This window comes from Bartonella sp. AP88HLJMH (genome assembly GCF_042195605.1).
In the GTDB taxonomy this organism is placed as follows: Bacteria; Pseudomonadota; Alphaproteobacteria; order Rhizobiales; family Rhizobiaceae; genus Bartonella.
On the sequence record NZ_JBHIOR010000001.1, the window covers coordinates 181,672 to 207,592 of the forward strand.

Here is a 25,921-nt window from a genome sequence, read left to right on the forward strand (position 1 = left end):
TCGCAAAATGACAAAAATCCCTTATAAGCAAAAATTCCCTTGGTTTACCGGTTTTATCCAACAAAAACTCCATAGCTCCTTTTTAAATACAATTCACAGCCGCTCTCATCATCAATCAAACATCGTCAATCAAAATAGTAATTATGATCTGACCGTTGCTTCCTATAATGTGCATAAATGTGTAGGTGTTGATAAAGTTTTTAATCCTACAAGAATTGTCCGTGTTATTACTGAATTACAAGTTGATATCCTTGCTCTTCAAGAAGCAGATAAACGTTTTGGGGAACGCATCGGTTTGATTAATCTTCAGCTATTAAAAGCTGAAACCGGTTTGATTCCTGTACCTCTTAATACTATGTCACCTCATGGCCATGGTTGGCATGGGAATGCTCTTTTTTTGCGAAAGGGATATGTACGTGATACTTTACAAGTCACTCTTCCTAGTATTGAACCACGTGGGGCTGTAATTGTAGAGTTGGAAATGGCAGCAGGCCCTATTCGTATTATTGCGGCTCATTTTGGCTTATTACGTTACTCTCGTAAACAACAAACAAAAATGCTCCTTGAAATTTTCCAAAAACGCCCCCTTATGCCTACACTCCTCATAGGAGATTTTAATGAATGGCGAATGGGAAAAGGCTCATCTTTAAATCATTTTTTTCCCTATTTTGATAGCACTTTTGAAGTTGTACCAAGCTTTCCCTCTCGTTTTCCTTTGTTAGCCCTTGATAGAGTTTTTTCTTTTCCCCACCAATTGGTAACAAGTATTGAAAATCATTATTCACCACTTGCACGCATTGCTTCAGATCATTTGCCTATCAAAGCCTATCTTAATCTTTCCAACGCAATCAATATTCTTAAAAATAAATAAAAAAATTAATGTGCCTCATCCCAATTTTGAGCCGTCATAACTTTTACTTCAAGCGGTACAGATAAAGATAGAACCGGTATTGTAGCATTTTCCATAACATTTTTAACAACAGTCATGGTTTTTTTACTTTCTTCTTCTGGTACTTCAAAAATCAGTTCATCATGAACTTGCAGCAACATTTTTGCTGATAGTTTTTCTGCTTTTAAAGCATCTTCCATATGTATCATAGCGCGGCGAATAATATCGGCCGCAGAACCTTGAATTGGAGCATTGATAGCTGCCCGCTCATTAAGAGAACGAATTTTTACATTCTTTGCTTTTATTTCTGGATAATGGATACGACGTCCAAAAATTGTTTCTACATAACCATTTTCACGTGCAAAGATTTTGGTCTTCTCCATATAATCTTTAATTCCTGGAAATCTTTCAAAATACAGTTGAATATAACGACCCGCTTCTTGGCGTGAAATTCCCAATTGATTGGCTAATCCAAAAGCTGAAATACCATAAATAATACCAAAATTAATCGCTTTTGCACGCCGTCGTATATCTGAATGCATTCCTTCTATCGCAACACCAAACATTTGTGATGCCGTTATAGCGTGAATATCATGCCCTTTAGCAAAAGCTTCTTTTAATGCTTTTATATCCGCAATATGTGCAAGAATGCGCAACTCAATCTGACTATAATCAGCAGAAAGTAACACATGTCCTTTGGGAGCAATAAAAGCTGTTCGAATTTTACGTCCTTCAGCAGTTCGCACTGGAATATTTTGCAAATTTGGCTCTGATGATGATAACCGACCTGTTGATGTTATTGCCAAAGAATAATTCGTGTGAACTCGCCCTGTTTTTGAAAAAATATAAGAAGGCAAGGCATCTGTATAGGTAGATTTTAGCTTTGAAAGTTGACGCCACTCAATAATTTTACGCGGTAAAATATGACCTTCAGCAGCCAACTCTTCTAAGGTCTGTGCAGAAGTTGACCATTGTCCACCCTTTGTTTTAGCGCCTCCAGGCAATCCCATTTTGCCAAAAAGGATATCCCCTAATTGCTTTGGCGAAGCAAGATTAAACTTTTCATCAGCTTGTTTGTAAATTTCCTCTTCTAGAATCAAAGCAGCTTGTGCCAACTCTCCTGAAAGACGCAATAAAATCTGCCGATCAATAAGAATCCCCCGTTCTTCCATTCTTGCAAGAACTTCTACAAGAGGTCTATCAAGACGCTCATAAATTTTTGTCATTCCACGAGCAACAAGTTGCGGTTTCAATACTTGCCAAAGACGTAGCTTTATATCAGCATCTTCCGCCGCATAAAGGGTTGCTTGTTTTAAATCTACTTGTGCAAAAGAAGTAATTTTTTTCCCGTTATGCGTTAAATCTTTATAGGCAATTGGTTTATGCTCAAGCCAACGTTCAGACAAATCATCCATATTATGGGTTAACATTCCAGCATCAAAAGCATATGATAAAAGCATGGTGTCGTCAAAAGAGCTTATCATAATGTCGTATTGCTTCATCACCAACCAATCATATTTTATATTATGACCAATTTTTAACACCGCTGAATCTTCTAATATCGGTTTTAAAAGTGCTAAAGCTTTTCGAGCCCCAATCTGTGAAGCAATGCGCCCGCCCCTCAAAAGGTCCTCTTCTCCTTCATCAAAATGTTCAAGAGGTATATAAGCTGCTTTTTCCGGCTGTAATGCGAGTGAAAAACCAACAAGCTTTGCTTGCATCGGATCAAGAGATGTTGTTTTAGTATCAAAAGCGAAAAAACCCTGCTCTTGTGCTTGTGATAACCAGTCTTTTAAAATTTCCTCATCAAGAATTGTTGTATAAGCATCTCTTGTAATTTTTTGAGTCAGCGCTTGATCTTTACGTTCTTGTGCAAAAACTTGTGGAGAATTTTCAGAAAAATTATGAAGGGATGCGTGCTCAGTATTCTTGATATCAGAATCATGCCTGATATCAGAATCATTCCTGGGGCTTAGTTTTTCCCATTCAACATTTATATCAAGTGCGTCAATAACAGCTGCATCGCATGTTGTTGCCTCTGCCACGCGACGCGTTAATGTTGAAAACTCCATCGCTTTCAAAAAAGCAATTAAACGTGGACCATCTTGTGGCTCCAAAATAAAATCATCTAAATCATTATCTATAGGAACATCTGTTTTAAGCCTGACAAGTTCACGAGATATTTTAACTTGTTCTCTATAAGCTTGAATGTTTTCACGTCGTTTTGTTTGTTTAATTTCTGTTACGTTTTGCAATAGAAGATCAAGAGAACCAAATTCATTTAACAACTGAGCTGCAGTTTTTGGACCAATGCCTGGAATACCCGGTACATTATCCGTTGAATCTCCAATTAATGCTTGTAAATCAATCATTTTTTCAGGCGCAACACCCCATTTTTCTATAACTTCTGAGATACCTATATGCTTATCTTTCATTCCATCATACAAAGATACATGCGTATTTACGAGTTGCATAAGATCCTTATCGGAAGAAATAATGGTTGTTTTTGCCCCAACCTTTGTTGCCAACTTTGCATAGGTAGCAATTAAATCATCCGCTTCAAAGCCTTCCTTTTCAATACAAGGCAAATTAAAAGCCTTCGTTGCTTGGCGTATTAGCGCGAATTGAGGAATTAGATCTTCAGGAGGTTCAACGCGATTCGCTTTATATTCAGGATAAATTTGTTTCCGAAAAGTATCAGATGAATAATCAAAAATAACAGCAAAATGTGTTGGAACAACACCCGTAGCTGTATTACGAGCATCACAAAGTAATTTCCATAACATATTGCAAAAACCAGCTACTGCTCCTACAGGAAGTCCATCCTTTTTACGTTTTAAAGGCGGCAAAGCATAATAAGCACGAAAAATATAGCCTGATCCGTCAACCAAAAAAAGATGATCTGTTGCTTTCATGACAATTTTTTCTCCATTTCAGCTAAAAAAACAAATTACCCTTATATATTTTTTCACTTTGCCTCTAAAAAGCCATTTTTTCTCTTCATAAGACGTGAAGTCGTTGCACTTTATATTAAGTACCTAGAGCTTTTCTTTGCTGTTACAGGATTAATAGCTTTCATTTTGCTCCTCCTATGATAGCTGAGGTACGATGTAGCGACAGGGTCGTTGTGGTGTTCCCCTCCCCACAACGACCGTTTTTTTTGACATCGATATTCTTTAATTTCAATCGTGACTCTTTTAGATAAAAGATGATGTTATTCATGAATTTTGAAGTTATTCCACAGAGCTTTTTCACCCATTTTGTAGATAAAATCAGCGTGTAACTTTTTTTCTTGCATACTCAATCTTGAAGGTAAAGCCTGCGGGCGAATTTTAACGGCATAAGATGTATCTTTATCGTTCTGGATATGTTCATCAATACCCCTTCTGTTATCAAAACCCAATACACCTTGCTTTCCACCGATGAGCTCAATATAAACATCGGCTAGAATCTCTGCATCAAGCAAAGCACCATGAAGAACACGATGGCTGTTATCAATTCCAAAACGTTTGCATAAAATATCAAGAGAATTAGGACCCATAGGAAATTTACGCCGCGCCATAGCCAATGTATCAAGAATATTATCAACACTGATAAGCGGTTTGTTGACGCGTTTTAATTCTGCATTAATAAAACCAATATCAAAACTCGCATTATGCGCAATCATTGTCGCGTCTTTGATAAATTCCAAAAATTCATCAACAATATCACTAAAACTTTTCTCGTTTTTCAAGCGTTCATTGGTTAATCCGTGAATTGCTACAACTTCATCAGGAATAATAACGCCTTCAGGGTTTAAATAAACATGAAATTGGCGTCCTGTGAGATAACGATCAACCATTTCTACACAACCAATTTCGATTATGCGATCTTTCTCTTTATCTAAACCTGTTGTTTCTGTATCAAAAATAATTTCACGCATAATTTTAATTCTTTAGCAATTTTTTTATCACATCAAAAACCTGTTGACGTGTATTCTCTAAATCTTTCCCTGTATCAATAATAAAATCAGCGCGTTCTCGTTTTTTTTCATCTGGCATTTGTTGAGCGTTGATAAAGGCAAATTTTTTCTCATTCATACCTTGGCGAATCATTACACGTTCTTTTTGTATTTCTGGTGGAGCAGAAACAACAATAACGCTATCCACACGACTTTCACCATTTTTTTCAAACAGAAGTGGAATATCAAGAATAACTAATTTTTTCCCTTGTTCACGCGCTATATCAATAAATTCCCTTTCTTTTTCTTGCACCAAAGGATGAATTATTTTTTCTAATGTTTGTAATTTTTCCTTATCATCAATCAAAATTTCAGAAAGTTTCAAACGGTTAACTTCTCCGTTTTCAACCACACCAGGAAAAATACGCTCTATGAATGACAAAGCTGGCTCACTTTTATAAAGCTGTTGTACTGCTTCATCAGCACTAAAAACAGAAATACCCGCTTGCTTGAAAAAATCAGCAACTGTTGATTTTCCCATAGCAATTGATCCCGTTAATCCTATGATCTTCATTCTCTTTTTTCACTCATATCCTCTAAAATAGCTGTCCGTAACGCTTTTGTTACCTGTGGTCTTATTCCGAACCACTGTTCAAACCCTATAACAGCCTGATGTAGAAGCATCCCAAGTCCATCAACCGTCTTGAGATCACAAGCCTTTGCCTGTTGTAAAAAAGGAGTTATCAATGGTGTATAAATAATATCTGTTACTAATGCCGTTTTTTTTGCTTTATGAAAATCGCAAAAAAAAGAATCACTTTTTTCTTCTGGACTTTTTATGCCAATAGAGGTTGTATTAACAATCAAATCAGCTTGATGAAGTATTTCATGGATTTTATGCCAATCGTAAACTTTAATGATTTTTCCAAAATGCTGAGCTAAATTATCAGCACGTTGTTTTGTACGGTTAATTAAATAAATCTGTTCAAATCCGCGTCTTTTTAAGGCATATATGATAGCGCGTGCGGCACCACCTGCTCCAAAAACAAGAGCTGTTTCCCCTCCCCAATCAGATACAAAATCATCAAGATTAGCGCTAAAACCATAGGCATCACTATTCGTGGCACAAAGCTTATCTCCTTCATACCAAAGTGTATTAACAGCACCAATCATTGTTGCTCTCTCATCTTTATAATCTGCTAAACGAAAAGCTTCTTGTTTATAAGGCAAAGTAACATTTCCTCCACAAAAGCCTATTTTTTGTAAAGACGCAATAAAATGACTGAACTCTTCAGATGTTACTTCTTGTGCAAGATATTCTCCTTGTAAACCATATTGTTTAAGCCAAAAATTGTGAATTCTTGGCGATTTTGAATGATGAATTGGAGAACCAACAACAAAAGCACGCGGATAATTTGTTTTTTTTATTGTTAAGTCAACCATCAATAATTCCTAAGTGGCGCAGTTTTATGAGTAGAGGCAGCAAAGGTAAACCAACAATGGTAAAAAAATCTCCTTCAATTTTTTCAAAGAGATGAATTCCTTCTCCTTCAATTTGATATACTCCCACGCTGTTTAAAACATCTTTTCCTACGCGTGCTAAATAACGTTCAATAAATTCTGATGAGAGTAAACGGACGGACATATGTGCACTAAAAGCTTCAACCCAAATTTTTTGACCATTTTTAAATAAAGCTACCGCACTATGAAGAGAATGGGTTTTTCCTGATAATTCACATAAACGTTGATGTGCTTCTTTAATATTTGTTGCTTTGTGAAAAACTTGACCTTCAAAATCAAGAACTTGATCACAACCAATAACGAAAGCATCAGGAAAACGATCTGAAACATTTTTTGCTTTTGCGCTCGCAAGAAAACAGCTGAGTTCTTTAGGTGTTTTTTCTTTTGCTTTTTTTTCTACTTCTCTTTCATCAAAAGAAGCTCCTTCAATGGAAAAATTTAAGCCTGCTTTTTTTAATAATTTTGCACGATAAAAACTAAGAGATGCTAATATTAAAGTATCTGCGTTCATGAGAATTTTCTCTCATTTCCTTCACGAAATCGTGATAACAGTTCAAATATTGCAGCAGCAGTTTCTTCAATAGAACGTCTTGTGACATCAATAATAGGCCAACCAAAACGTTCGCAAATGCGTTTTGCATGGATTAATTCTTCAGCTATGTTGATACGATTAGTATAATTATCAAGAGCAAAACCTTCTCCTAAATCTCTATTTTGACGAATATGTGAGATTCTTTCAGCTGAAGCAATTAAACCAATAATTAAAGAATTTTTTGCCTCTAAAAGGGATTCTGGCAAATCAATATTAGGAATAAGAGGAATATTAGCCGTCTTTATTCCGCGATTTGCTAAATAGATGCTTGTTGGTGTTTTAGAGGTTCTTGAAATTCCCACAAGGATCACATCTGCTTCGGATAAGCTACTGGAAGACTGTCCATCATCATGCTCTATTGTAAAATCCAGTGCCTCAATACGGCGAAAATAATCTGCATTAAGATCATGTTGTGCGCTCGCACGTAAATGTGTTGGCATTCCAAGGTAAGACTGAAAAGCATTTAAAACAGGATGCAATATATCAATACAGGGAACTTCTATTTTTTTGCATTTTTTTTGAAGGAGTAGTTTAAGTTCTTCATCAATCATTGTGTAAAGAACAATACCTGGCTCTTGTTGTATTTCATCAAGAGCTTTCTGTAACTGTATTCTATTACGAATCATAGGATAGATATGCTCTGTTGCCTGAATCATTGCATATTGCGATGCTACAGCTCTTCCAACAGAAATTAATGTTTCTCCTGTTGCATCAGAAAGCATGTGTAAATGAAAGAATTTTTTTTCTTTTGTCACAAAAATTTTAACTCCTTGTTAAGACATGTGTATATATCCTCACCGTTTTTTATAAAACTAAAATTTATGAAAAATTCTCCTTTTTTATGCACAAATTAAATGCTTGTGATAATTTAATCCCTCTTATAAAAAAAGAGGGGATAATATCTTTAAGATAGTGATATTTTTATTCTTTTTTCAGTTCCTTTTGTGGATAAAATTGAGGATAAATAATAATCCACACTAAACACAGTTATAAATAAGAATAATCCTTTCTTTAATATAAATTTATTAATATAAATTTCTGTAAAAAATACTTTTGAATAGCATTTCATTAATGCTATAATCCTAACTCACATTTTTGTTATTAAAATAATTAAATACTATTTGGATTTTATATTTTTTCAAGTTTTTCATATAATTACTTAATATTACAGGAACAAATTTCATATAAATGGTACTTGCAGATTAAAAAAATTGAGTGTAGGATATTTTTTCTTAATAATATTTCACTCATAAATTTCCATAAATTATTTAGAACAATCTTCTCCTTAATTACAAAGAGCATATTTCATGCAAAAAATGAAACTACAAGAACTTAAAAGCAAAAATCCCGTTGAGCTTGTTTCTTTTGCTGAAACATTAGAAGTTGAAAATGCCTCCCTTATGCGCAAACAAGAATTAATGTTTGCTATCTTGAAAAAACTTGCTCTACAAGACGTTGAAATTATAGGAGAAGGTGTTGTTGAAGTTTTACAGGACGGATTTGGATTTTTGAGATCTGCTGATGCTAATTATCTTCCTGGTCCTGATGATATTTATCTTTCACCTGCACAAATACAGTCGTTTTCTTTAAAAACAGGCGATACAATTGAAGGTCCCATACGCAGTCCAAAAGAGGGAGAACGTTATTTTGCTCTCCTTAAAATTAATACAATTAATTTCGAAAAACCTGAAAAGATTCGTTATAAAATCCACTTTGATAATCTTACTCCTCTTTATTCAAATGAACGTTTCCAAATGGAAATACAAGATCCTACAGAGAAAGATATGTCATCACGCGTGATTGATTTGATATCTCCATTGGGAAAAGGACAAAGAGGGTTAATTGTAGCTCCTCCTCGGACGGGAAAAACAGTTTTACTTCAAAATATTGCTCATTCTATTACCACTAATCATCCTGAATGTTATCTCATTGTTCTTTTAATTGATGAACGACCAGAAGAAGTTACTGATATGCAGCGTTCAGTAAAAGGAGAAGTGGTTTCTTCTACTTTTGATGAACCTGCAATACGTCACGTACAAGTGGCAGAAATGGTCATTGAAAAAGCCAAACGTCTCGTTGAATATGGGCGTGATGTTGTTATTCTTCTCGATTCTATTACACGTCTTGGACGTGCATATAATACAGTTGTTCCTTCTTCGGGTAAAGTTTTAACAGGTGGTGTGGATGCAAATGCCCTCCAGCGTCCAAAGCGTTTTTTTGGTGCAGCACGTAATATTGAAGAAGGCGGATCTTTAACCATTATTGCAACGGCTTTGATTGATACAGGAAGTCGTATGGATGAGGTTATTTTTGAAGAATTTAAAGGAACAGGTAATTCGGAAATTGTTCTTGATCGAAAAGTTGCTGATAAACGTATTTTCCCTGCTATGGATATTTTAAAGTCAGGAACGCGTAAGGAAGAACTTCTGGTAGAACGACAAGATTTACACAAAATTTTTGTTCTTCGTCGTATTTTAGCATCTATGAATGTAACAGATGCAATTGAATTTTTGATTGATAAATTAAAGCAAACAAAAAACAATAGTGAATTTTTTGATTCAATGAATACGTAGAGTCATTAAAGTTTTTATTAGGATAAAACCTGTGGATACAATCTTTGCTGTTTCGAGTGGATTGTTACCTTCAGGGGTTGCAGTCATTCGGCTTTCTGGTCCTCATGTTGTGGATATAGTTAAAACGCTTTGTGGTCGTTTACCTAAAGCACGTTTTATGCATTATGGAAATCTTACTGCTCGTGATGGTAGTTTTTTAGATTCTGGTTTAACTGTTTTTTTTCCTGCTCCTCATAGTTTTACGGGGGAAGATTGTGCAGAATTCCATTTACATGGAGGAAAAGCAGTCGTTAATCGTTTTCTCGATGAATTGTCGACATTTTCTGGATGCCGTATTGCAGAAGCAGGTGAATTTTCACGTCGTGCTTTTATGGAAGGAAAATTAGATCTTGTTCAAGCAGAAGGTCTTGCTGATTTAATAGAAGCAGAAACGGAAAGCCAACGGCGTTTAGCTGTTATGGGTACAAGTGGATATTTAACGACGCTTTATCGTGATTGGCGTCATAAGCTTATGAAGGCGCGTGCTTTTATTGAGGCAGAACTTGATTTTGTTGATGAAGCAGATATTCCCAACGCAATATCTGATAAAGTTTGGAAAGATGTTCAGGATCTTTGTACTTCTATTCGGGAATATATTACTGAAGGAGAACGTGCGAGTATTTTACGTGATGGATTAAAAATTGTTATTGCTGGTGCTCCAAATTCTGGAAAATCAAGCATTATGAATCGTCTTTCAGGAAGATCTGTTGCTATTGTAACGGAAGAAGCAGGAACAACCCGTGATGCTTTAGAAATGAGAATTATTCTTGGTGGTTTACCTATTTTTTTAACCGATACTGCTGGTTTTAGAAAAACAGAAAATAAAATAGAACAGATGGGAATAGAAATTGCTAAACAGCATGTTAGGGAAGCTGATTTGGTTATTTTGGTTTATGATATAGGAAATCCTAAGCAAGTTGATTTACCAGAAACATCGGCTGAAATATGGTGTGTTGGCAATAAGCTTGATCTTTATGAAAAAAATGATCAGCGTTGGTCTATACAATTTTCCGCATTAACTGGTTTAAATTTTGATTATTTTATAAAAGAACTTGAATCATTTTGTCATTATCGTGCTTCTAAAATTGGAAATATTGTTCCAGCACGTAAAAGGCAACTTCAATTATTAAAGCAGGCTGTTAAAGAGATTGAATTTTCTCTTAATTATCATTCTCTTGATCTCAGTTTACGTGCAGAACATCTCCGTTGTGCAAGTGATTTTCTTGGGAAAATTACAGGGGATATTGATGTTGAAGATTTGCTTGATATTATTTTTTCAGAATTTTGTGTTGGTAAATAATGATTCACGTGAAACATTGATTATTTCATAGACAGATTATAAAGATTATGTAATTTATATCCTGTTTCACGTGAAACCTTAGAATATTTTCTACGGAATTAATTAAATGCAATCATATGATGTTGTTATTGTTGGTGGTGGTCATGCTGGCTGTGAAGCGGCTTCAGCTTCAGCACGTGTAGGAGCCAAAACAGCGCTTGTTACACATAAAATATCAGCACTGGGAACAATGTCGTGTAATCCTGCTATTGGTGGACTTGGAAAAGGGCATCTAGTTCGTGAAATAGATGCGTTAGATGGTCTTATGGGAAGAGCAGCGGATGCTGCTGGAATTCAGTTTAGACTACTTAATAGACGTAAAGGACCGGCAGTAAGAGGACCACGGACACAGGCAGATAGACAACTTTATAAAAAAGCAATTCAAAAATTATTAAAAGAACAAGAAAATCTTACTCTTATTGAGGATGAAGTTATTGATCTGGTTGTTAAAGATAATTGTGTATCAGGTGTTATTTTAAAAAAACAAGGAACAATTTTTTCTGGTGCTGTTGTTTTAACAACAGGTACGTTTTTAAATGGCTTTATTCATATTGGTAATAAAACATGGGCTGCTGGTCGTATGGGAGATCAGTCAAGTGTAAAACTTGCTGAACATTTGAAAAAATATCATATAAAACTTGGACGATTAAAAACAGGAACCCCTGCTCGTTTGAGTAAAAAAACAATTGCTTGGGAAGCTCTCCAAAAACAACAAGCAGATGAAAATCCCATACCCTTTTCTCTTTTAACAGAGAAAATTGAACAACCACAAATTGAATGTGCAATAACACGTACAAATGAGAAAACACATCAAATTATTCGCGAGAATATTTATCGCTCTGCTTTATATTCTGGAAATATTGAAGGGTTAGGACCACGTTATTGTCCTTCTGTTGAAGATAAAATTGTTAAATTTGGAGAACGTGATGGACATCAGATCTTTCTGGAACCAGAAGGATTAAATGATGATACTGTTTATCCAAATGGTCTTTCTACTTCTCTTCCTGAAGATGTACAAATTTCTCTATTGAAAACCATTGAAGGATTGGAAAATGCTATAGTTTTGCAACCTGGTTATGCTATTGAATATGATTTTGTTAATCCACAACAATTAACGAGAAACTTAGAATTACGTTCTTTACCGGGTTTGTTCTTAGCGGGCCAAATTAATGGTACAACAGGATATGAAGAAGCAGCAGCACAAGGACTTTTAGCTGGATTAAATGCTGCACGTAAAGTAGGTAAATTAGATGAAATACTTATAAGTCGTTCTACTGCTTATATTGGTGTTATGATTGATGATTTGGTTTCACGTGGTGTTTGTGAACCTTATAGGATGTTTACATCACGTGCTGAATTTCGTTTATCTTTACGATCTGATAATGCTGATACGCGTTTAACACCTTTGGCACAAAAATGGGGTATTGTGAGTAAAATACGTTGGGAATGTTATCAGAAAAAACAACAACGGCTTGATCAAGCACGATCAATATGTCAAAATCTTTTTTTTACACCCAATGAAGCTTCTGCTCATGGATTACATGTTAATCATGATGGAATTCGGCGTTCGGCTTATGATTTTCTTGCTTATCCTCATATGACCTTAGAGCGTCTTTCAGATTTTTGGCCACAATTAAAAACAATTGATTCTAAAACAGCAGAATCTTTAGAAATTGAAGCACAATATGCGGTTTATTTAGATAAACAAGCACAAGATATTGCCTCTCTTCAGAGAGATGAGCGTTTAGAAATTCCTTCTTCTCTTGATGTTCAGGCAATTTCAGGTCTTTCAAATGAACTTAAATCAAAAATTCAAGAAGTGTCGCCGCGTTCAATTGCTGATGCACAAAAAATTGATGGCATGACACCCGCCGCGTTATCGCTTATTATTACACATATTCAACGTCAACGACGTGAAAAGGCTAAAACAGCTTAATGAATTTTTCTACAGAAAAAAAATATCAACAATTATTAAATATTGTTCCTTCTGTTTCACGTGAAACGATGGAAAATTTAATTCAGTTTGAGTCTTTAATACTTCAGTGGAATGCACATATTAATTTGATATCTGCTACAACTATACCAGATCTATGGACACGACATATTCTAGATTCAGCACAAATTTTTCCTTTGTATGCTCATTCTTTACATTGGTGTGATTTAGGATCAGGAGGAGGTTTTCCTGCAATTGTGATTGCTATCTTTTTGAAAGAAAAAAAAGCAGGACATATTAATCTTGTTGAAAGTAATGGGAAAAAAGTTGCTTTTTTGCGAACAGTTATTGCTCAACTTAATCTTCCAGCAACGGTTTATCACGCTAGAATTGAAGATATATATCAAAAAATTCCCATATCTGATATTATAACAGCACGGGGATTAGCGCCGCTTGATACTCTTTTACAACTCATTTTTCCTTTATTAACAGAAAAAACAATAGCTCTTTTGCAAAAAGGTCGGGATTACGCTACAGAAATAAAAAATGCCTCTGCCAATTGGCACTTTGATCTGTTAAAACATAAAAGTAAAGTTGATGAAAATTCTGTTATTTTGGAAATTTCTCATATTCGATCATATAGAGGGTAGAGCAAAATGAGCGAAACACGAATTATCGCTATTGCAAACCAAAAGGGTGGAGTCGGAAAAACAACCACAGCAATTAATCTTGCTACAGCTTTAGCGGCTATTGGTGAAAATGTCCTTATTATGGATGTTGATCCACAAGGTAATGCTAGTACAGGTTTAGGGATTGATCGTAATAGCCGTCCTTTATCTTCTTATGATGTTTTGGTTTCGGGCGTTTCAATTACACAGGCGGCTTTAAAAACAGCCGTACCCAATCTTTATATAGTTCCTTCTACACTTGATCTCTTAGGTGTGGAAATGGAAATTTCTTCATCAAAAGATCGCATACAACGCTTACGTAAAGCTCTCTATGATGATCCGGAAATGGAAAAAAAATTCAATTATATTTTAATTGACTGTCCTCCCTCCCTTAATCTTTTAACACTTAATGCTATGGGGGCTGCGGATTCTGTTTTAGTGCCTATGCAGTGTGAATTTTTAGCACTTGAAGGTTTAAGTCAATTACTTGAAACAGTAAAACAAGTGCGATCCGTACTTAATCCATCTTTAGAGATCCAAGGTATTGTTTTAACAATGTATGATGGACGTAATAACCTTTCAAATCAAGTTGTTGAAGATGTACGCTCTTTTATGGGAGATAAAGTTTATCGTACTGTTATTCCACGAAATGTAAGAGTATCAGAAGCGCCTTCTTTTGGCAAACCTGTATTGCTTTATGATCTTAAATGTGCTGGGAGCCAAGCTTATTTGCGTCTAGCATCAGAAATGATTCAACGTGAAAAACAAGCACGTGCTGCTGCTTAAAAATGTAAAATTTTTTGTAAGAAAACTCAAAGAGAAAAATTATGAACGATGATCTATCAAAAAAAAGACTAGGACGTGGATTAGCGGCATTGATTGGAGATATCAATTTAAACAACAATATTGCACGTTCATCAAGCTTTGATAAATTAAATGAATCCGGTAGTCTTTCTGAGCGATTTATTTCTATTGAATCTATTTCATGTAATCCTCACAATCCTCGGCGTCATTTTACTGAAACAGAGCTTGATAATTTGACACAATCAATTCGTCAACACGGTGTGGTTCAACCGGTTATTGTGAGGCCTTTAAGAGATCATCCTCATCGGTTTGAATTGATTGCGGGTGAACGGCGCTGGCGTGCAGCACAACGTGCAAATTTAAGTCAATTACCCGTTATTATTCGTGATGTGGACGATAAAACGGCTTTGGAATTGGCAATTATTGAAAATGTTCAACGTGCAGATCTTAATCCTATCGAAGAAGCAAAGGGATATGAGATGCTTCTAAATGAACATGATTATACGCAAGTAGATTTAGCGCAAGTTATAGGAAAAAGTCGTAGTCATGTTGCAAATACGCTTCGTTTGTTAAAACTTCCAGAAAAAGTACAACAATTCTTAACTGATGGACAACTTTCTGCAGGTCATGCACGTTGTCTTATAACCGTTGATGATCCACAAAATTTAGCTGAGAAAATTATTCGTGAAGGGCTTTCAGTACGTCAAACAGAAATACTTGCATATGAGCAAGCTAATCCTAAAACTAAAAAGCGTACCAATACGGAGAAAGATGCTGAAACAAAATCTTTAGAAAAATTACTTGCAGATGTGATAGGAATGAAAGTTATTATTCGACATGGTAAAAAAGGTGGAGATTTAAAAATACATTACTCTTCATTAGAACAATTAGATGAAATTTGTCGGCGTTTACAAAGTTAATCAATTGTTCTAAAAAGATTTTTTTAACAGTTATCTTTTAAAATTTTTATTATTCTATACATATGCTCTTTAGCAAATTCTATATTTCTTGCAGGTAAAGAGTTTTTTTCATAAGTAGAATTTTCTTCATCAGTAAGTACATACAATGTCGCTTGAAGTGCTAGGTGAGCAACAACAAAATCTTTCGGTGTTATATTATTTTCTTTTAAAATATTTACAAGTTTTGGATTATTAAAAATATAGGAAGCGTATTTTTCAATATTATCATCATAAGTACTGAGATCACTTTTTGTATTTGTTTGTTCTGGTTCTGAAGATAAATTTCTACATTCTGCTTTGATTTTTTCCAGCTTTAAAAGAATATCTTCTGTTAAGGGATAATTTGCAATGAAAGGCGGTATAAAAGAAGGATCATCTATTTCTTGTTTTTTTTCTTGAGCGTATGATACAAAAGGAAAAATGAAGAAAAAACACAATAGAAGTTTAAACATGACGAAAAATTATCCTTTCTTTTTTGAATTTCAATAAATATTTTTCCGTCTGTTATTCTTTATTTTTAGAAAAACATTTGTAAATATAATCGAAATAAAAACAATTATTAGGAATGGTAAAAACACGGTGTTTTTTTAATGCACATACTTTTTTATTAGATTAATGGGATGATATTTTTTAATGTCTCATAGCTGATTAGTTGCTCAAAATGAGTTTTTCACAGCTATTTAAAAGAATTGTTGCTTTGTAAAAATGTTTTTTAACAAATTCAAGATTGTTTAGAAATATAGTATTTTTCTCAGTAGAATATTCCTTTTCAGGTACAAATATGAGAAGCGCTGATATTTCTTTAAGTGCTAAGGTTCCCGCAGCAAAATCTTTCGGTGTTATATTATTTTCTTTTAAAATATTCACAAGTTTTTGTTTACTAGAAATATAGGTAGTGTAGTTTTCAATACTAGAGTGGATACTAGAATCATAAGTTATAAGATTATTTTTTGTTTCTGGAAGTAAGTTTTTACATTCTTTTTCAATTTTTTCCAGCTTTAAAAGAAAATCTTCTGTTAAGGGATAATTTGCAATGAGAGGTGCTATAAGAGAAGAATTATCTGTTTCCTTTTCCTCTGCCATTGTTTGTTGAATATGTATCACGAAAAGAAAAAGCAGGAACAAACGTAATACGAACTTACGCATGGTTAAAAATTGTCCTTTCTTCTTCGAACTTCAGCAAAAACTTCTTCATCTGTTTTTTCTTCCATTACAAGGTTCTTTCGCAATACACTATCATCCCAGCGGAGAAAGGGATTGGTGGCTTTTTCTTGCCCTAAGGTTACTGGTAAAGTCATAGCGTTTTTTGCACGTAGCAAAAAAACTTCCTCTATTCTTTGGTGGAGTTTTTTATTATGTGGGTCAATTGTTAGTGCGAAAAGAGCGTTATTTTTTGTATATTCGTGTCCACAATAGAGAAGTGTTTCATCAGGAAGTTTACGAAGTTTTTTTAAAGAATTCAGCATTTGTGCTGGTTTTCCTTCGAAAAGACGTCCACAGCCCAATGAAAAAAGTGTATCTCCAGCAAAGAGTAAATTCTTTTCAGGAAAATAGTAAGATAATGCGCCTAGAGTATGACCAGGTGTTGAAAGAGCTAAAAGAAGGTGTGAGCCAAAAGAAAAACTTTCATCAGGTTGAAGTGTTTTATCAAGATGATTGATCTTTTCTTTTTCTGCTTCTGGTCCGATAACCGTAGCGTTGTAAACTTGTTTTAATTCTGATAGGGCTTCTACATGGTCGTGATGATGATGAGTTACAAAAATAGTGTTAAGTGTCCAATTGTGGCGCTTTAAGGCATTGTGAATCGCTTTGCCTTCAGGAGCATCTATTGCAGCTGTCATACCACTTTTTTCATCATGAAGGAGTACACCGAAATTGTCTTCTCGACAAATAAACTGTTCAATCAACATATTTTTTCTCCCGAACAGTGTTTGGCGATGAATCTATAAAATAATCGGTAGTGATGATTTTTTTAAGAATCAGATTTGTCCTCTTCTGTAAAAAGTCCTTTTGAATGTTTTATAATTATAGGCATTTGGGTAAGCATGAAAAGGACTGTTATAGGCATGACGCCAAATACTTTGAAACTTGTCCAGAAATTATCGCTAAAATTACGCCAAATTATTTCATTCAAAATGGCAAGAAAAATGAAAAAAAACGCCCAACGATAGGTAAGTTTTTGCCAACCTAAATCATCAAGTTTTAAGGTAGAATCAAGAGCATAACGTAAAAGTGGTTTTTTAAAAAACATCCCTCCAAAAAGTATAAAAGCAAATAAGCTATTAATGATTGTTGGTTTCATTTTTATGAAAGTTTCATTATGAAGCCAGAGAGTTAGAAAGCCAAAAACTAAAACAAATATTCCTGAAATAAGAGGCATAATAGGAATTTGTTTTGCAAGGATCCATGATAAGCTTAGGGAAATAATAATAGCCACCATAAAAATAGCTGTTGCAGGGAAAATAGGCTTACTAAAATTTTGAAAAAATCCAATGTTTTTTATCAGCCATTCTCCCTTATAATTGGCAAAAAAGAAGGCAACCAATGGACCCATTTCCAAAAGAAACTTAAGTGTTGGTGAGAGAGAAATTTTTTTATTGTTATTCATCTTTTTTTCAGAATTATTGTGTAAATTAAGATTAGATAAAGGCTGTTTCATGCGTGTTTTCCTGCAATAGTTTCGGCAAAGTCAGAAGCAGAAAAGGGTTGAAGGTCTTCAATATCTTCTCCTATACCGATAAAATAAACGGGTAATTTATATTTTGCTGCGATAGCGACAAGAATTCCTCCTCGTGCAGTCCCATCTAGCTTTGTCATAACTAAACCATTAACACCAGCAATATCACGGAAAATGTCCACTTGGTTGAGTGCATTTTGTCCGGTTGTTGCATCAAGAGTTTGAAGGATTGTGTGGGGTGCTTGGGGGGTGTGTTTTTTTAAAACACGAATAATTTTTGCCAACTCATCCATTAATTCAGATTTATTTTGTAAACGCCCTGCTGTATCAATAATTAATACATCACTGTTTGTTTTTTTTGCTTTTTCATAAGCATCAAATGCTAAGCTGGCGGCATCTGCACCCAATTTTGTCGAAATAACAGGAGAATTGGTACGTTCACCCCAAATGTGTAGTTGCTCAATAGCAGCGGCTCGGAAAGTATCACCTGCTGCCAGCATAACTTTTAATCCCCCTTCTGTTAATTTGGCTGAAAGTTTTCCAATAGTTGTCGTTTTTCCAGTGCCATTTACACCTACCAGCAAAATAACATGAGGTTTATGGCTGAGATCAAGTTCTAATGGTATTGCAACAGGTTCCAGAACTTTTTTGACCTCATCAGCTACAATAGTATGAATATCATCTGGGGAGAGGTTTTTTCCGTAACGACTGGAAGCTAAAGTATTTGTGATGCGTGTTGCCGTCTCTACACCTATGTCAGCTTGGATAAGAATATCTTCGAGCTCTTGCAATGTATCTTCATCAAGTTTTCTTTTAACAAAGAGATCGCCAATTGATCCGCTTAGGCGTTGTGAAGAAAGGGATAGGCCTTTTTTAAGGCGCCCAAACCACGCTGTCTTTTTTTGTTCAACAGAAGGTTCAGATAAAATTTCTTCATTCTTTTTTTCACGGATGTTGTCTGTGACAATAATTTTACCGGAAAAGGGAATTTTATCAGAATGGGATTCTAGAAATGGAGATTTTTCATCATATTTTGTAAGTATTGACTCTGGATTTTTTGTTTGTTCTTCTTTTTCTGTGTTTATAGAGATTTGATTATTTTTTGTCTTTTCATTTTTGTCTTTATTTTCTTCTATTATATCGCTTTTATCAGGAATAGAAATCTGTTGTTCAATTTCTTGCTCTTGAGATTTGTTAAAAGAGAATATTTTTTTTATAAAAGATTTAGTCATAAGAATTCTCCTGCTCAAGCAGCGTTTAATTTTGGAGGGACAGCAATCAATTTATCGCCATCATGATCAACGATAAGGGCTTGAACAATTGTTCCTGCTTTTGCACCTTTAACTTGTACAAGAGTATAATCTTCTGTTCGTCCGATTTCATCTTTTTCAACGAGAATTGTTTGTAGACTGTTTTGTAAATGAGCAAGATGCTTTTGGTAAGCCATATCACCTGCTTTACGCAATTTTTCAGCACGCAGCTTAACTATTTTACGGTTGATTTGTGGCATACGTGCGGCAGGTGTTCCTTCTCTTGGACTAAAGGGGAAGACATGGAGATGGGTTAAATTACAATCTTTGATTAAGGCAAGACTATTTTGAAACATCTCTTCTGTTTCTGTAGGAAAACCAGCAATTAAGTCGGCACCATAAACCATTGTAGAACGTTTGGCACGCAATTCTTGGCAAAATTGAATGGCATGTTCGCGCAGATGACGCCGTTTCATCCGTTTTAAAATCATATTATCACCTGCTTGCAAAGATAAATGCAAATGGGGCATGATTCTTGTTTCATAAGCTAAAAGATTTATGAGTTCTTCGTCTGCTTCAATAGAGTCAATAGATGAGAGGCGTAATCGGGCTAAGTCAGGGACATGATGCAAAATAGCTGAAGTTAATTTTCCTAGAGTAGCTTTTCCAGGAAGATCGTGGCCATAACTTGTAAGGTCAACACCTGTAAGGACCACTTCTTGGATACCCCCACCTATCAGCTTTTTAATTTGTTCTATGACAGCACCCATGGGAACTGAACGAGATGGTCCTCGTCCATAAGGAATAATGCAAAATGTACAGCGGTGATCGCATCCGTTTTGTACCTGTACAAAAGCGCGGGTGCGCTCTTGTATTGCACCGACCATATGTGGAGCAATTTTTTGTACTTCCATAATGTCATTGATATGCACCTTTTCAGAATGATTAATACCAAAATCAGGAAGTTGACGATAAGAATGAGCGTGAAGTTTATCTTCGTTTCCTAAAACAAGATCCACTTCTGTCATTGAGGCAAAATTTTGTGCTTCTGTTTGGGCTGCACACCCTGTTACAATGATACGCGCATGAGGATTTTCACGTCTTGCTTTGCGGATAGCTTGTTTTGCTTGTCGTACGGCTTCGGCAGTGACAGCACAGGTATTAAAGATAATAGCACCATCTTTAAGTTGATCTAGCCCTGAAGAAGTACTTTCTTTGCGAATGATTTCCGATTCGTAGCTATTAAGTCGACAACCAAAAGTTACAATTTCTATTGCCATCAGGAGTGATCCTTTTTGTAGCACCCTGTTAAAGGGCTTAAAAAACCACTAAAGTGATATTTAATTGGTCCTGTCATGATAATATGATCGTCTTTTCGGTAAAAAATATTAAGTGTTCCCTTTGGTAAATTTACATCAACATGGCGCTCTGTAAGTCCACGACGATAAGCAGCCACTGCACTTGCACAAGCAGCACTCCCACATGCTTGTGTTAATCCTGCCCCTCGCTCCCATGTACGTAAATTTAGACTTTTCTTTGACGTTATGCAAGCAATGGAAATATTGCACCGTTCGGGAAACAGGGGATCATGTTCAAGTTTTGGCCCATATTTTTCTAATGGAATATGTTGAATATCATTTTCAACAAAAAAGATAGCATGGAGATTGCCAATGGATATGAGACAAGCGTCTTTTAGGGGACCAGCCATAATTTCTACGTGATTGGTATCAACTATTTCACGTGAAACAGGCATCTCTTTTGCATTGAAATTTGGGCATCCCATATCAACAGAAATGAGATTATCGGTTTGGTATTTTCCTTCAATAATTCCAGCGGGAGTTTCTAAATGAAATTTTTCACCAAAATTGTGATCTTTAAGCCATGCGATGACACAGCGGGTACCATTGCCACAAGCTTTAGCCATTGATCCGTCGGCATTCCATATTTCTATGCGGAAGTCGGTTTTTTTCTGGGTTGGTGTGTGGATAGCCATGATTTGATCAAAATGCATTTCAGGATCTGCCGACAAAGCAAGGATTGCTTGTGGTGTAAGAGCGTATGTGCTTTCACGCATATCAACAACAATAATTTGATTTCCAAGACCGTCCATTTTGCTAAATGGCGTTTTCATGAAACTTCTCTATTTCTAATGATTACTTATAAAAAGATATATGACTGAAAATATTATAAATTTCTAGTGTTTAATAAATATAAAATTGGGCACATAAATTATTTCTTTTAAAATAAGTGATTTTAACCTGTTTTTTTTAATTTGTTAATTTATCTTTGTAACTATAACAAATATTCGCTTAATTTTTTTGTGAACTTATTTATTGTCGTGGGAGAGAGTACAGACATGGCGTTTTCAAAAGTTTCGTTTTTCGTTGCACTATCAACTGTAATGTTTTTAGGGGGATGTTCAACAACACGGTTTGATGGTAATGACGATGGTAACGCATTAGAAGTTTTTTATCCATCTCAACAAATGACAATATTAGAAGCGTCTGATCTGTCGTCTACTTCTTCGTCGATATCTGAAGATGCAAACGCTCCGATGTATGAAAAAGGAGATTCTCAGAGCGATGGACGAATGGCTAGTCTCGAATTGCCAAGTAATGCCACTGATTTATTTCCTGCAAGTGTTGCTGGGGTGTGGAATCTTTCTATGGGAGGAAAAGTTTGCCGGATTGCAACTCCACAAACAAAGTTTGGACAAGGGTACCGTGCTGGTCCTTTACACTGTCCAGGAATTGCTTCCCAAGTGAGATCGTGGGCTGTTAAAGGAAAAAGATTATATTTTTATAATAACTCTGGACGTGTTATCCTCGTTCTTTATTCTTCAAATGTTGATCGTTTTGAGGGACGTACACTTGATGATCATCCCGTTATTTTAAGTCGTTAAATCATTTTTGATCGTTTATGACAAACTAAACTAGACGGACAGATTCTTGAAAAGTATTTGTATTTTTCATTGAGATCGGTTTGAAAAAGGTTTTTTGGATGATTCTCGTTTCAACACGTTATAAGGAGCTTGTCGCTAAAGGAGAGGTTTGTTTTGATCCCGCTCAATTAGCTATAACAGAATATTTTGATCATTTATTAAAAAAAATTGCGGAACAAAATATCTCTCATCCTTTGCCTTGGATATTTTGCTCTTTCTTTAACAGAATATTTAAAAGGAAAAAACAAAATATTTCTTGTGTTGTAAAACAAGGAGATGAAACAGGTTTTTTTCAGGGACTGTATATTTATGGTGAAGTAGGACGGGGCAAAACCATGCTGATGGATTTGTTCTTTTCTTGTTTGCCTAAAGGTCATAAAAAGCGTGCCCATTTTAATGATTTTATGGCTGATGTGCATGAGCGTATTAATTTTTATCGTCAAGCATCTGGGTGTGCAAAATTTAAACAAGATAATCCTATTTTAGCTGTTGCTGAGGATCTTGTACGAGAAGCAAAAGTACTTTGTTTTGATGAGTTTAGTGTAACGGATATTGCTGATGCTATGGTATTGGGGCGGCTTATTTCTGCTCTGTTTGATAAAGGAATTTTCTTTATTGCAACCTCAAATGTGGCGCCGGATAACCTTTATTGTAACGGTTTGAATCGTGAGCTCTTTTTGCCTTTTATTCAAGTTTTGAAAGCATATGTTCGTGTTGTTAATCTTGATGCAAAAACAGATTATCGCCTTGAAAAATCAAATCTACAACAGGTGTATGTGTCGCCGTTGGGGGTCCCGGCAAATGAATATATGGATCAAGCATGGACACTTGTATTGCAAGGACATAAGGAGACATCTGATGAGCTTTCTATAAAAGGGCGCATTATTCCTATTCCGCGCTTTGGTGCAGGATGTGCTCGTTTTGATTATGGGGATTTATGTGAAAAGCCTTTGGCCGCGGCTGAATATTTGTTATTAGGGGAGCGTTATCATACGATTTTTATTGATAATGTACCGGTCATGGATGATACATGTCGCAATGAAACAAAACGGTTTATTTTGCTTATTGATATTCTTTATGATCGGCATATACGGTTGTTTATGTCGGCAGCCGCAGGGATAGGGGCTTTGTATAAAGGGCATGCGCAGATTACGGAAACATTTGAATTTCAAAGAACACAATCACGTCTTTTCGAAATGCAAAGCTACGATTATTTAAAACTTTGGGAAGAACGTTTTCTTTTGAAGAAGAAGCATTGATTATACTTTTACCTTTACGTAAACTGTCAAAACAATAACTTTTTGAAATTAAAGAAATATAATAATTCTGTTGTATTTTTTTAAAATTCACTTTATCGATACATCGTGATAATTTTCTAATAGTTGTTTCAGCGGAGGGTTGTTGTTTCTGTAAGGAGATAAATTTGTAAATTTCATTTCTTTACTCCTTTTTATGATATTGTTTGAATATGGTTGAAGTCAAGAATATTCAGTATACGGACGTTGATTGGGTGTGCGCTGAATTATCTAAAAGTTAGGAAAAATAAAATGGCACGGAAAAAAATAGCTCTCATTGGTTCAGGTATGATTGGTGGTACTTTAGCACATATTATTGGGCTTAAAGAGCTTGCTGATGTGGTCTTATTTGATATTACAGAAGGTGTGCCACAAGGTAAGGCTCTAGATATAGCCGAATCTTCTCCTGTTGATGGTTTTGATATCAGTCTAAAAGGTGCTAATGCTTATGAAGCAATTGAAGGTGCTGATGTTGTTATTGTAACAGCAGGCGTTGCGCGAAAACCTGGTATGAGTCGTGATGAACTTTTGGGCATTAATTTAAAGGTTATGGAACAAGTTGGAGCTGGAATTAAAAAATACGCTTCTTCAGCGTTTGTTATTTGTATTACCAATCCCCTTGATGCGATGGTGTGGGCATTGCAGAAATTTTCAGGTCTCCCTACACATAAAGTGGTTGGTATGGCTGGTGTTCTTGATTCAGCGCGTTTTCGTCATTTCTTATCTGAGGAATTTAAGGTCTCTATTAAAGATGTGACAGCGTTTGTTTTAGGGGGCCACGGTGATACAATGGTTCCTCTCGTGCGTTATTCAACGGTTGGTGGTATTTCTTTGCCTGATCTTATAAAGATGGGCTGGACAACACAGGGAAGAATTGATCAAATTATCCAGCGTACCCGTGATGGCGGTGCAGAAATTGTTGGTTTGTTAAAAACAGGTTCTGCTTATTATGCACCAGCAGCTTCTGCTGTTTCTATGGCTGAGGCCTACCTAAAGGATACTAAGCGTGTTGTGCCTGTTGCAGCTTATCTTTCAGGAGAATATGGGGTTAATGATACCTATGTTGGGGTACCTGTTGTACTTGGTGCAGGTGGTGTTGAACGAGTCATTGAAATTGATCTTGATAAAGAAGAAAGAGGTGCTTTTGATCATTCAGTAAATGCGGTTAAAAAGCTTTGTGAAGCTTGTATTGCTCTTGTACCTAGTCTCAAGTAAATTGAACAAGATTTAATTCATTAAAATAAGTATTTAGAATATTAAAACTTTAGGATTAATAAGATCCATAAAAGAAAAGGACAAATGCATGAATATCCATGAGTATCAGGCCAAACGTCTGCTTCATGAATATGGAGCACCAATTGCAAATGGTGTCGCTGTTTATTCTGTAGAGCAAGCTGAAAAATGGGCGGAAAAATTGCCCGGACCTCTCTATGTGGTTAAAAGTCAGATACACGCTGGTGGTCGTGGTAAGGGTAAGTTTAAAGAACTTGGTCCTGATGCAAAGGGTGGTGTTCGGCTTGCACAATCTGTTGAAGAAGTTGTTGCAAATGTTCAAGAAATGCTTGGAAAAACTTTGGTAACCAAACAAACTGGTCCAGAGGGTAAGCAGGTCAACCGCCTTTATATTGAAGATGGTGCCGATATTGAACGGGAGCTTTATCTTTCACTTTTGGTTGATCGTAGCGTTGGTCGAATTGCTTTTGTTGTTTCAACAGAAGGTGGAATGGATATTGAAACGGTTGCTGAAGAGACACCAGAAAAAATATTCACGCTTCCCATTGATGCTGTAGAGGGTGTTACTTCTGCTGATTGTGCAAGACTTTGTGATGCGTTGAAACTACAAAGTAGTGCGCGAGAAGATGGTGAAAAGCTTTTTCCGATTCTCTATAAGGCATTTTGTGAAAAAGATATGAGCCTTTTAGAAATCAATCCGCTTATTGTGATGAAAGATGGTCACTTGCGTGTTCTTGATGCGAAAGTTTCTTTTGATAATAATGCTCTGTTTCGTCATCCAGATATTTTAGAATTGCGCGATCTTTCAGAAGAAGATCCAAAGGAAATAGAAGCATCAAAGCATGATCTTGCTTATGTTGCTCTTGAGGGTACGATTGGTTGCATGGTTAATGGTGCTGGGCTTGCTATGGCAACAATGGATATCATTAAGCTTTATGGAGCAGAGCCAGCGAATTTTTTGGATGTTGGTGGTGGAGCATCAAAAGAAAAGGTGACAGCTGCTTTTAAAATTATTACGGCCGATCCAAATGTTAAGGGCATTTTGGTTAACATTTTTGGTGGTATTATGCGTTGTGATGTCATTGCTGAAGGTGTGGTTGCTGCTGTTCGTGAGGTTGGTTTAAAGGTTCCCTTGGTTGTTCGTCTTGAAGGTACTAATGTTGAGCAAGGTAAAGCAATTATCAATGAGAGTGGTTTGAATGTTATTCCTGCTGATGATTTAGATGATGCTGCCCAAAAAATTGTTGCAGCCGTGAAGGGAGCTTAAG

Annotated in this window: 24 protein-coding genes; 11 read left to right on the forward strand and 13 right to left on the reverse strand. The window is 35.7% G+C overall.

All coding sequences use genetic code 11. The features are described 5' to 3' along the window. The first annotated feature begins 7 nt into the window (after positions 1-7). Positions 8-871 (forward strand): endonuclease/exonuclease/phosphatase family protein, encoded by an 864-nt coding sequence (locus ACFIMA_RS00650; protein ID WP_375620887.1) that lies wholly within the window; start codon positions 8-10, stop codon positions 869-871. Between the two features lie 5 nt (positions 872-876). Here the strand turns inward: ACFIMA_RS00650 and polA are convergent, their stop codons facing one another. The 6 genes from polA to ACFIMA_RS00680 all read right to left on the reverse strand — a co-directional run bounded on the left by polA (position 877) and on the right by ACFIMA_RS00680 (position 7,697). Further along, the gene (gene polA / locus ACFIMA_RS00655; protein WP_375692984.1) at positions 877-3,804 is read right to left on the reverse strand and encodes a DNA polymerase I; all 2,928 of its coding nucleotides are present in this window, start codon (positions 3,802-3,804) and stop codon (positions 877-879) included. Positions 3,805-4,103: 299 nt separating this feature from the next. Continuing rightward, positions 4,104-4,811, reverse strand: coding sequence for a DNA polymerase III subunit epsilon (gene dnaQ / locus ACFIMA_RS00660; protein ID WP_375629128.1), 708 nt, complete (start codon positions 4,809-4,811; stop codon positions 4,104-4,106). 4 nt (positions 4,812-4,815) lie between these two features. Continuing rightward, positions 4,816-5,403: a dephospho-CoA kinase gene (gene coaE, locus ACFIMA_RS00665; RefSeq protein ID WP_375612770.1), complete on the reverse strand. Its 588-nt coding sequence runs from the start codon at positions 5,401-5,403 to the stop codon at positions 4,816-4,818. Next, the gene (locus ACFIMA_RS00670; RefSeq protein ID WP_375629126.1) at positions 5,400-6,272 is read right to left on the reverse strand and encodes a shikimate dehydrogenase; all 873 of its coding nucleotides are present in this window, start codon (positions 6,270-6,272) and stop codon (positions 5,400-5,402) included. Before ACFIMA_RS00670 ends, coaE begins: the two co-directional genes overlap by 4 nt. After that, positions 6,265-6,861 (reverse strand): Maf family nucleotide pyrophosphatase, encoded by a 597-nt coding sequence (locus ACFIMA_RS00675; protein ID WP_375611343.1) that lies wholly within the window; start codon positions 6,859-6,861, stop codon positions 6,265-6,267. Before ACFIMA_RS00675 ends, ACFIMA_RS00670 begins: the two co-directional genes overlap by 8 nt. After that, the gene (locus tag ACFIMA_RS00680) at positions 6,858-7,697 is read right to left on the reverse strand and encodes a pyruvate, water dikinase regulatory protein (protein WP_375632115.1); all 840 of its coding nucleotides are present in this window, start codon (positions 7,695-7,697) and stop codon (positions 6,858-6,860) included. Before ACFIMA_RS00680 ends, ACFIMA_RS00675 begins: the two co-directional genes overlap by 4 nt. A gap of 552 nt (positions 7,698-8,249) precedes the next feature. Between ACFIMA_RS00680 and rho the strand changes: the two genes are divergently transcribed. The 6 genes from rho to ACFIMA_RS00710 all read left to right on the forward strand — a co-directional run bounded on the left by rho (position 8,250) and on the right by ACFIMA_RS00710 (position 15,218). Further along, positions 8,250-9,515, forward strand: coding sequence for a transcription termination factor Rho (rho, locus tag ACFIMA_RS00685; RefSeq protein ID WP_015857121.1), 1,266 nt, complete (start codon positions 8,250-8,252; stop codon positions 9,513-9,515). Positions 9,516-9,546: 31 nt separating this feature from the next. After that, on the forward strand, positions 9,547-10,854 hold the full coding sequence (mnmE, locus tag ACFIMA_RS00690; protein ID WP_375677705.1) for a tRNA uridine-5-carboxymethylaminomethyl(34) synthesis GTPase MnmE: 1,308 nt from the start codon (positions 9,547-9,549) through the stop codon (positions 10,852-10,854). Between the two features lie 106 nt (positions 10,855-10,960). Further along, positions 10,961-12,829 carry a tRNA uridine-5-carboxymethylaminomethyl(34) synthesis enzyme MnmG gene (mnmG, locus tag ACFIMA_RS00695; RefSeq protein WP_375692983.1) on the forward strand — a complete coding sequence of 623 codons (1,869 nt, stop codon included), beginning with the start codon at positions 10,961-10,963 and terminating at the stop codon, positions 12,827-12,829. Further along, entirely contained in the window at positions 12,829-13,476 is a 648-nt protein-coding gene (gene rsmG / locus ACFIMA_RS00700; protein ID WP_375611339.1) for a 16S rRNA (guanine(527)-N(7))-methyltransferase RsmG, read from the forward strand. The genes mnmG and rsmG overlap by 1 nt, the downstream gene beginning before the upstream one ends. Positions 13,477-13,482: 6 nt before the next feature. Next, complete coding sequence (locus tag ACFIMA_RS00705) at positions 13,483-14,280, forward strand: ParA family protein (RefSeq protein WP_273790170.1); 798 nt, start codon at positions 13,483-13,485, stop codon at positions 14,278-14,280. Positions 14,281-14,321: 41 nt separating this feature from the next. Continuing rightward, on the forward strand, positions 14,322-15,218 hold the full coding sequence (locus ACFIMA_RS00710; RefSeq protein WP_375612765.1) for a ParB/RepB/Spo0J family partition protein: 897 nt from the start codon (positions 14,322-14,324) through the stop codon (positions 15,216-15,218). A gap of 23 nt (positions 15,219-15,241) precedes the next feature. Here the strand turns inward: ACFIMA_RS00710 and ACFIMA_RS00715 are convergent, their stop codons facing one another. The 7 genes from ACFIMA_RS00715 to dapF all read right to left on the reverse strand — a co-directional run bounded on the left by ACFIMA_RS00715 (position 15,242) and on the right by dapF (position 21,315). Then, a complete protein-coding gene (locus tag ACFIMA_RS00715; RefSeq protein WP_375611337.1) occupies positions 15,242-15,709 on the reverse strand; it encodes a hypothetical protein in 468 nt (155 codons plus the stop codon). Positions 15,710-15,905: 196 nt separating this feature from the next. After that, positions 15,906-16,403, reverse strand: a complete 498-nt coding sequence (locus ACFIMA_RS00720; protein ID WP_375652372.1) for a hypothetical protein — start codon at positions 16,401-16,403, stop codon at positions 15,906-15,908. Between the two features lie 2 nt (positions 16,404-16,405). Continuing rightward, positions 16,406-17,167, reverse strand: a complete 762-nt coding sequence (gene gloB / locus ACFIMA_RS00725; protein ID WP_375632111.1) for a hydroxyacylglutathione hydrolase — start codon at positions 17,165-17,167, stop codon at positions 16,406-16,408. 62 nt (positions 17,168-17,229) lie between these two features. After that, complete coding sequence (locus ACFIMA_RS00730; protein WP_375632110.1) at positions 17,230-17,916, reverse strand: septation protein A; 687 nt, start codon at positions 17,914-17,916, stop codon at positions 17,230-17,232. Continuing rightward, on the reverse strand, positions 17,913-19,166 hold the full coding sequence (gene ftsY / locus ACFIMA_RS00735) for a signal recognition particle-docking protein FtsY (RefSeq protein ID WP_375611333.1): 1,254 nt from the start codon (positions 19,164-19,166) through the stop codon (positions 17,913-17,915). Before ftsY ends, ACFIMA_RS00730 begins: the two co-directional genes overlap by 4 nt. A gap of 14 nt (positions 19,167-19,180) precedes the next feature. Beyond that, a complete protein-coding gene (gene mtaB, locus ACFIMA_RS00740; protein WP_375677707.1) occupies positions 19,181-20,464 on the reverse strand; it encodes a tRNA (N(6)-L-threonylcarbamoyladenosine(37)-C(2))-methylthiotransferase MtaB in 1,284 nt (427 codons plus the stop codon). Continuing rightward, positions 20,464-21,315, reverse strand: coding sequence for a diaminopimelate epimerase (gene dapF, locus ACFIMA_RS00745; protein ID WP_375632108.1), 852 nt, complete (start codon positions 21,313-21,315; stop codon positions 20,464-20,466). The genes mtaB and dapF overlap by 1 nt, the downstream gene beginning before the upstream one ends. 225 nt (positions 21,316-21,540) lie before the next feature. Between dapF and ACFIMA_RS00750 the strand changes: the two genes are divergently transcribed. The 4 genes from ACFIMA_RS00750 to sucC all read left to right on the forward strand — a co-directional run bounded on the left by ACFIMA_RS00750 (position 21,541) and on the right by sucC (position 25,920). Beyond that, entirely contained in the window at positions 21,541-22,086 is a 546-nt protein-coding gene (locus ACFIMA_RS00750) for an AprI/Inh family metalloprotease inhibitor (RefSeq protein WP_375620904.1), read from the forward strand. A gap of 98 nt (positions 22,087-22,184) precedes the next feature. Next, positions 22,185-23,384, forward strand: a complete 1,200-nt coding sequence (zapE, locus tag ACFIMA_RS00755) for a cell division protein ZapE (RefSeq protein WP_375632107.1) — start codon at positions 22,185-22,187, stop codon at positions 23,382-23,384. Positions 23,385-23,672: 288 nt separating this feature from the next. After that, entirely contained in the window at positions 23,673-24,635 is a 963-nt protein-coding gene (gene mdh, locus ACFIMA_RS00760; RefSeq protein ID WP_375628541.1) for a malate dehydrogenase, read from the forward strand. Between the two features lie 88 nt (positions 24,636-24,723). Beyond that, entirely contained in the window at positions 24,724-25,920 is a 1,197-nt protein-coding gene (sucC, locus tag ACFIMA_RS00765; protein ID WP_375612755.1) for an ADP-forming succinate--CoA ligase subunit beta, read from the forward strand. Position 25,921 lies beyond the last annotated feature (1 nt).

Bases quoted from the DNA above. Each gene is read 5' to 3' on its own strand.
- sucC (WP_375612755.1), top strand. From the start codon at position 24,724: ATGAATATCCATGAGTATCAGGCCAAACGTCTGCTTCATGAATATGGA.
- rho (WP_015857121.1), top strand. From the start codon at position 8,250: ATGCAAAAAATGAAACTACAAGAACTTAAAAGCAAAAATCCCGTTGAG.
- ACFIMA_RS00705 (WP_273790170.1), top strand. From the start codon at position 13,483: ATGAGCGAAACACGAATTATCGCTATTGCAAACCAAAAGGGTGGAGTC.
- ACFIMA_RS00675 (WP_375611343.1), bottom strand. From the start codon at position 6,861: ATGAACGCAGATACTTTAATATTAGCATCTCTTAGTTTTTATCGTGCA.
- dapF (WP_375632108.1), bottom strand. From the start codon at position 21,315: ATGAAAACGCCATTTAGCAAAATGGACGGTCTTGGAAATCAAATTATT.
- coaE (WP_375612770.1), bottom strand. From the start codon at position 5,403: ATGAAGATCATAGGATTAACGGGATCAATTGCTATGGGAAAATCAACA.
- rsmG (WP_375611339.1), top strand. From the start codon at position 12,829: ATGAATTTTTCTACAGAAAAAAAATATCAACAATTATTAAATATTGTT.
- mnmG (WP_375692983.1), top strand. From the start codon at position 10,961: ATGCAATCATATGATGTTGTTATTGTTGGTGGTGGTCATGCTGGCTGT.
- ACFIMA_RS00650 (WP_375620887.1), top strand. From the start codon at position 8: ATGACAAAAATCCCTTATAAGCAAAAATTCCCTTGGTTTACCGGTTTT.
- ACFIMA_RS00670 (WP_375629126.1), bottom strand. From the start codon at position 6,272: ATGGTTGACTTAACAATAAAAAAAACAAATTATCCGCGTGCTTTTGTT.
- mtaB (WP_375677707.1), bottom strand. From the start codon at position 20,464: ATGGCAATAGAAATTGTAACTTTTGGTTGTCGACTTAATAGCTACGAA.
- ACFIMA_RS00730 (WP_375632110.1), bottom strand. From the start codon at position 17,916: ATGAAACAGCCTTTATCTAATCTTAATTTACACAATAATTCTGAAAAA.
- mdh (WP_375628541.1), top strand. From the start codon at position 23,673: ATGGCACGGAAAAAAATAGCTCTCATTGGTTCAGGTATGATTGGTGGT.
- polA (WP_375692984.1), bottom strand. From the start codon at position 3,804: ATGAAAGCAACAGATCATCTTTTTTTGGTTGACGGATCAGGCTATATT.
- ACFIMA_RS00750 (WP_375620904.1), top strand. From the start codon at position 21,541: ATGGCGTTTTCAAAAGTTTCGTTTTTCGTTGCACTATCAACTGTAATG.
- ftsY (WP_375611333.1), bottom strand. From the start codon at position 19,166: ATGACTAAATCTTTTATAAAAAAAATATTCTCTTTTAACAAATCTCAA.
- gloB (WP_375632111.1), bottom strand. From the start codon at position 17,167: ATGTTGATTGAACAGTTTATTTGTCGAGAAGACAATTTCGGTGTACTC.
- ACFIMA_RS00720 (WP_375652372.1), bottom strand. From the start codon at position 16,403: ATGCGTAAGTTCGTATTACGTTTGTTCCTGCTTTTTCTTTTCGTGATA.
- dnaQ (WP_375629128.1), bottom strand. From the start codon at position 4,811: ATGCGTGAAATTATTTTTGATACAGAAACAACAGGTTTAGATAAAGAG.
- ACFIMA_RS00715 (WP_375611337.1), bottom strand. From the start codon at position 15,709: ATGTTTAAACTTCTATTGTGTTTTTTCTTCATTTTTCCTTTTGTATCA.
- zapE (WP_375632107.1), top strand. From the start codon at position 22,185: ATGATTCTCGTTTCAACACGTTATAAGGAGCTTGTCGCTAAAGGAGAG.
- ACFIMA_RS00710 (WP_375612765.1), top strand. From the start codon at position 14,322: ATGAACGATGATCTATCAAAAAAAAGACTAGGACGTGGATTAGCGGCA.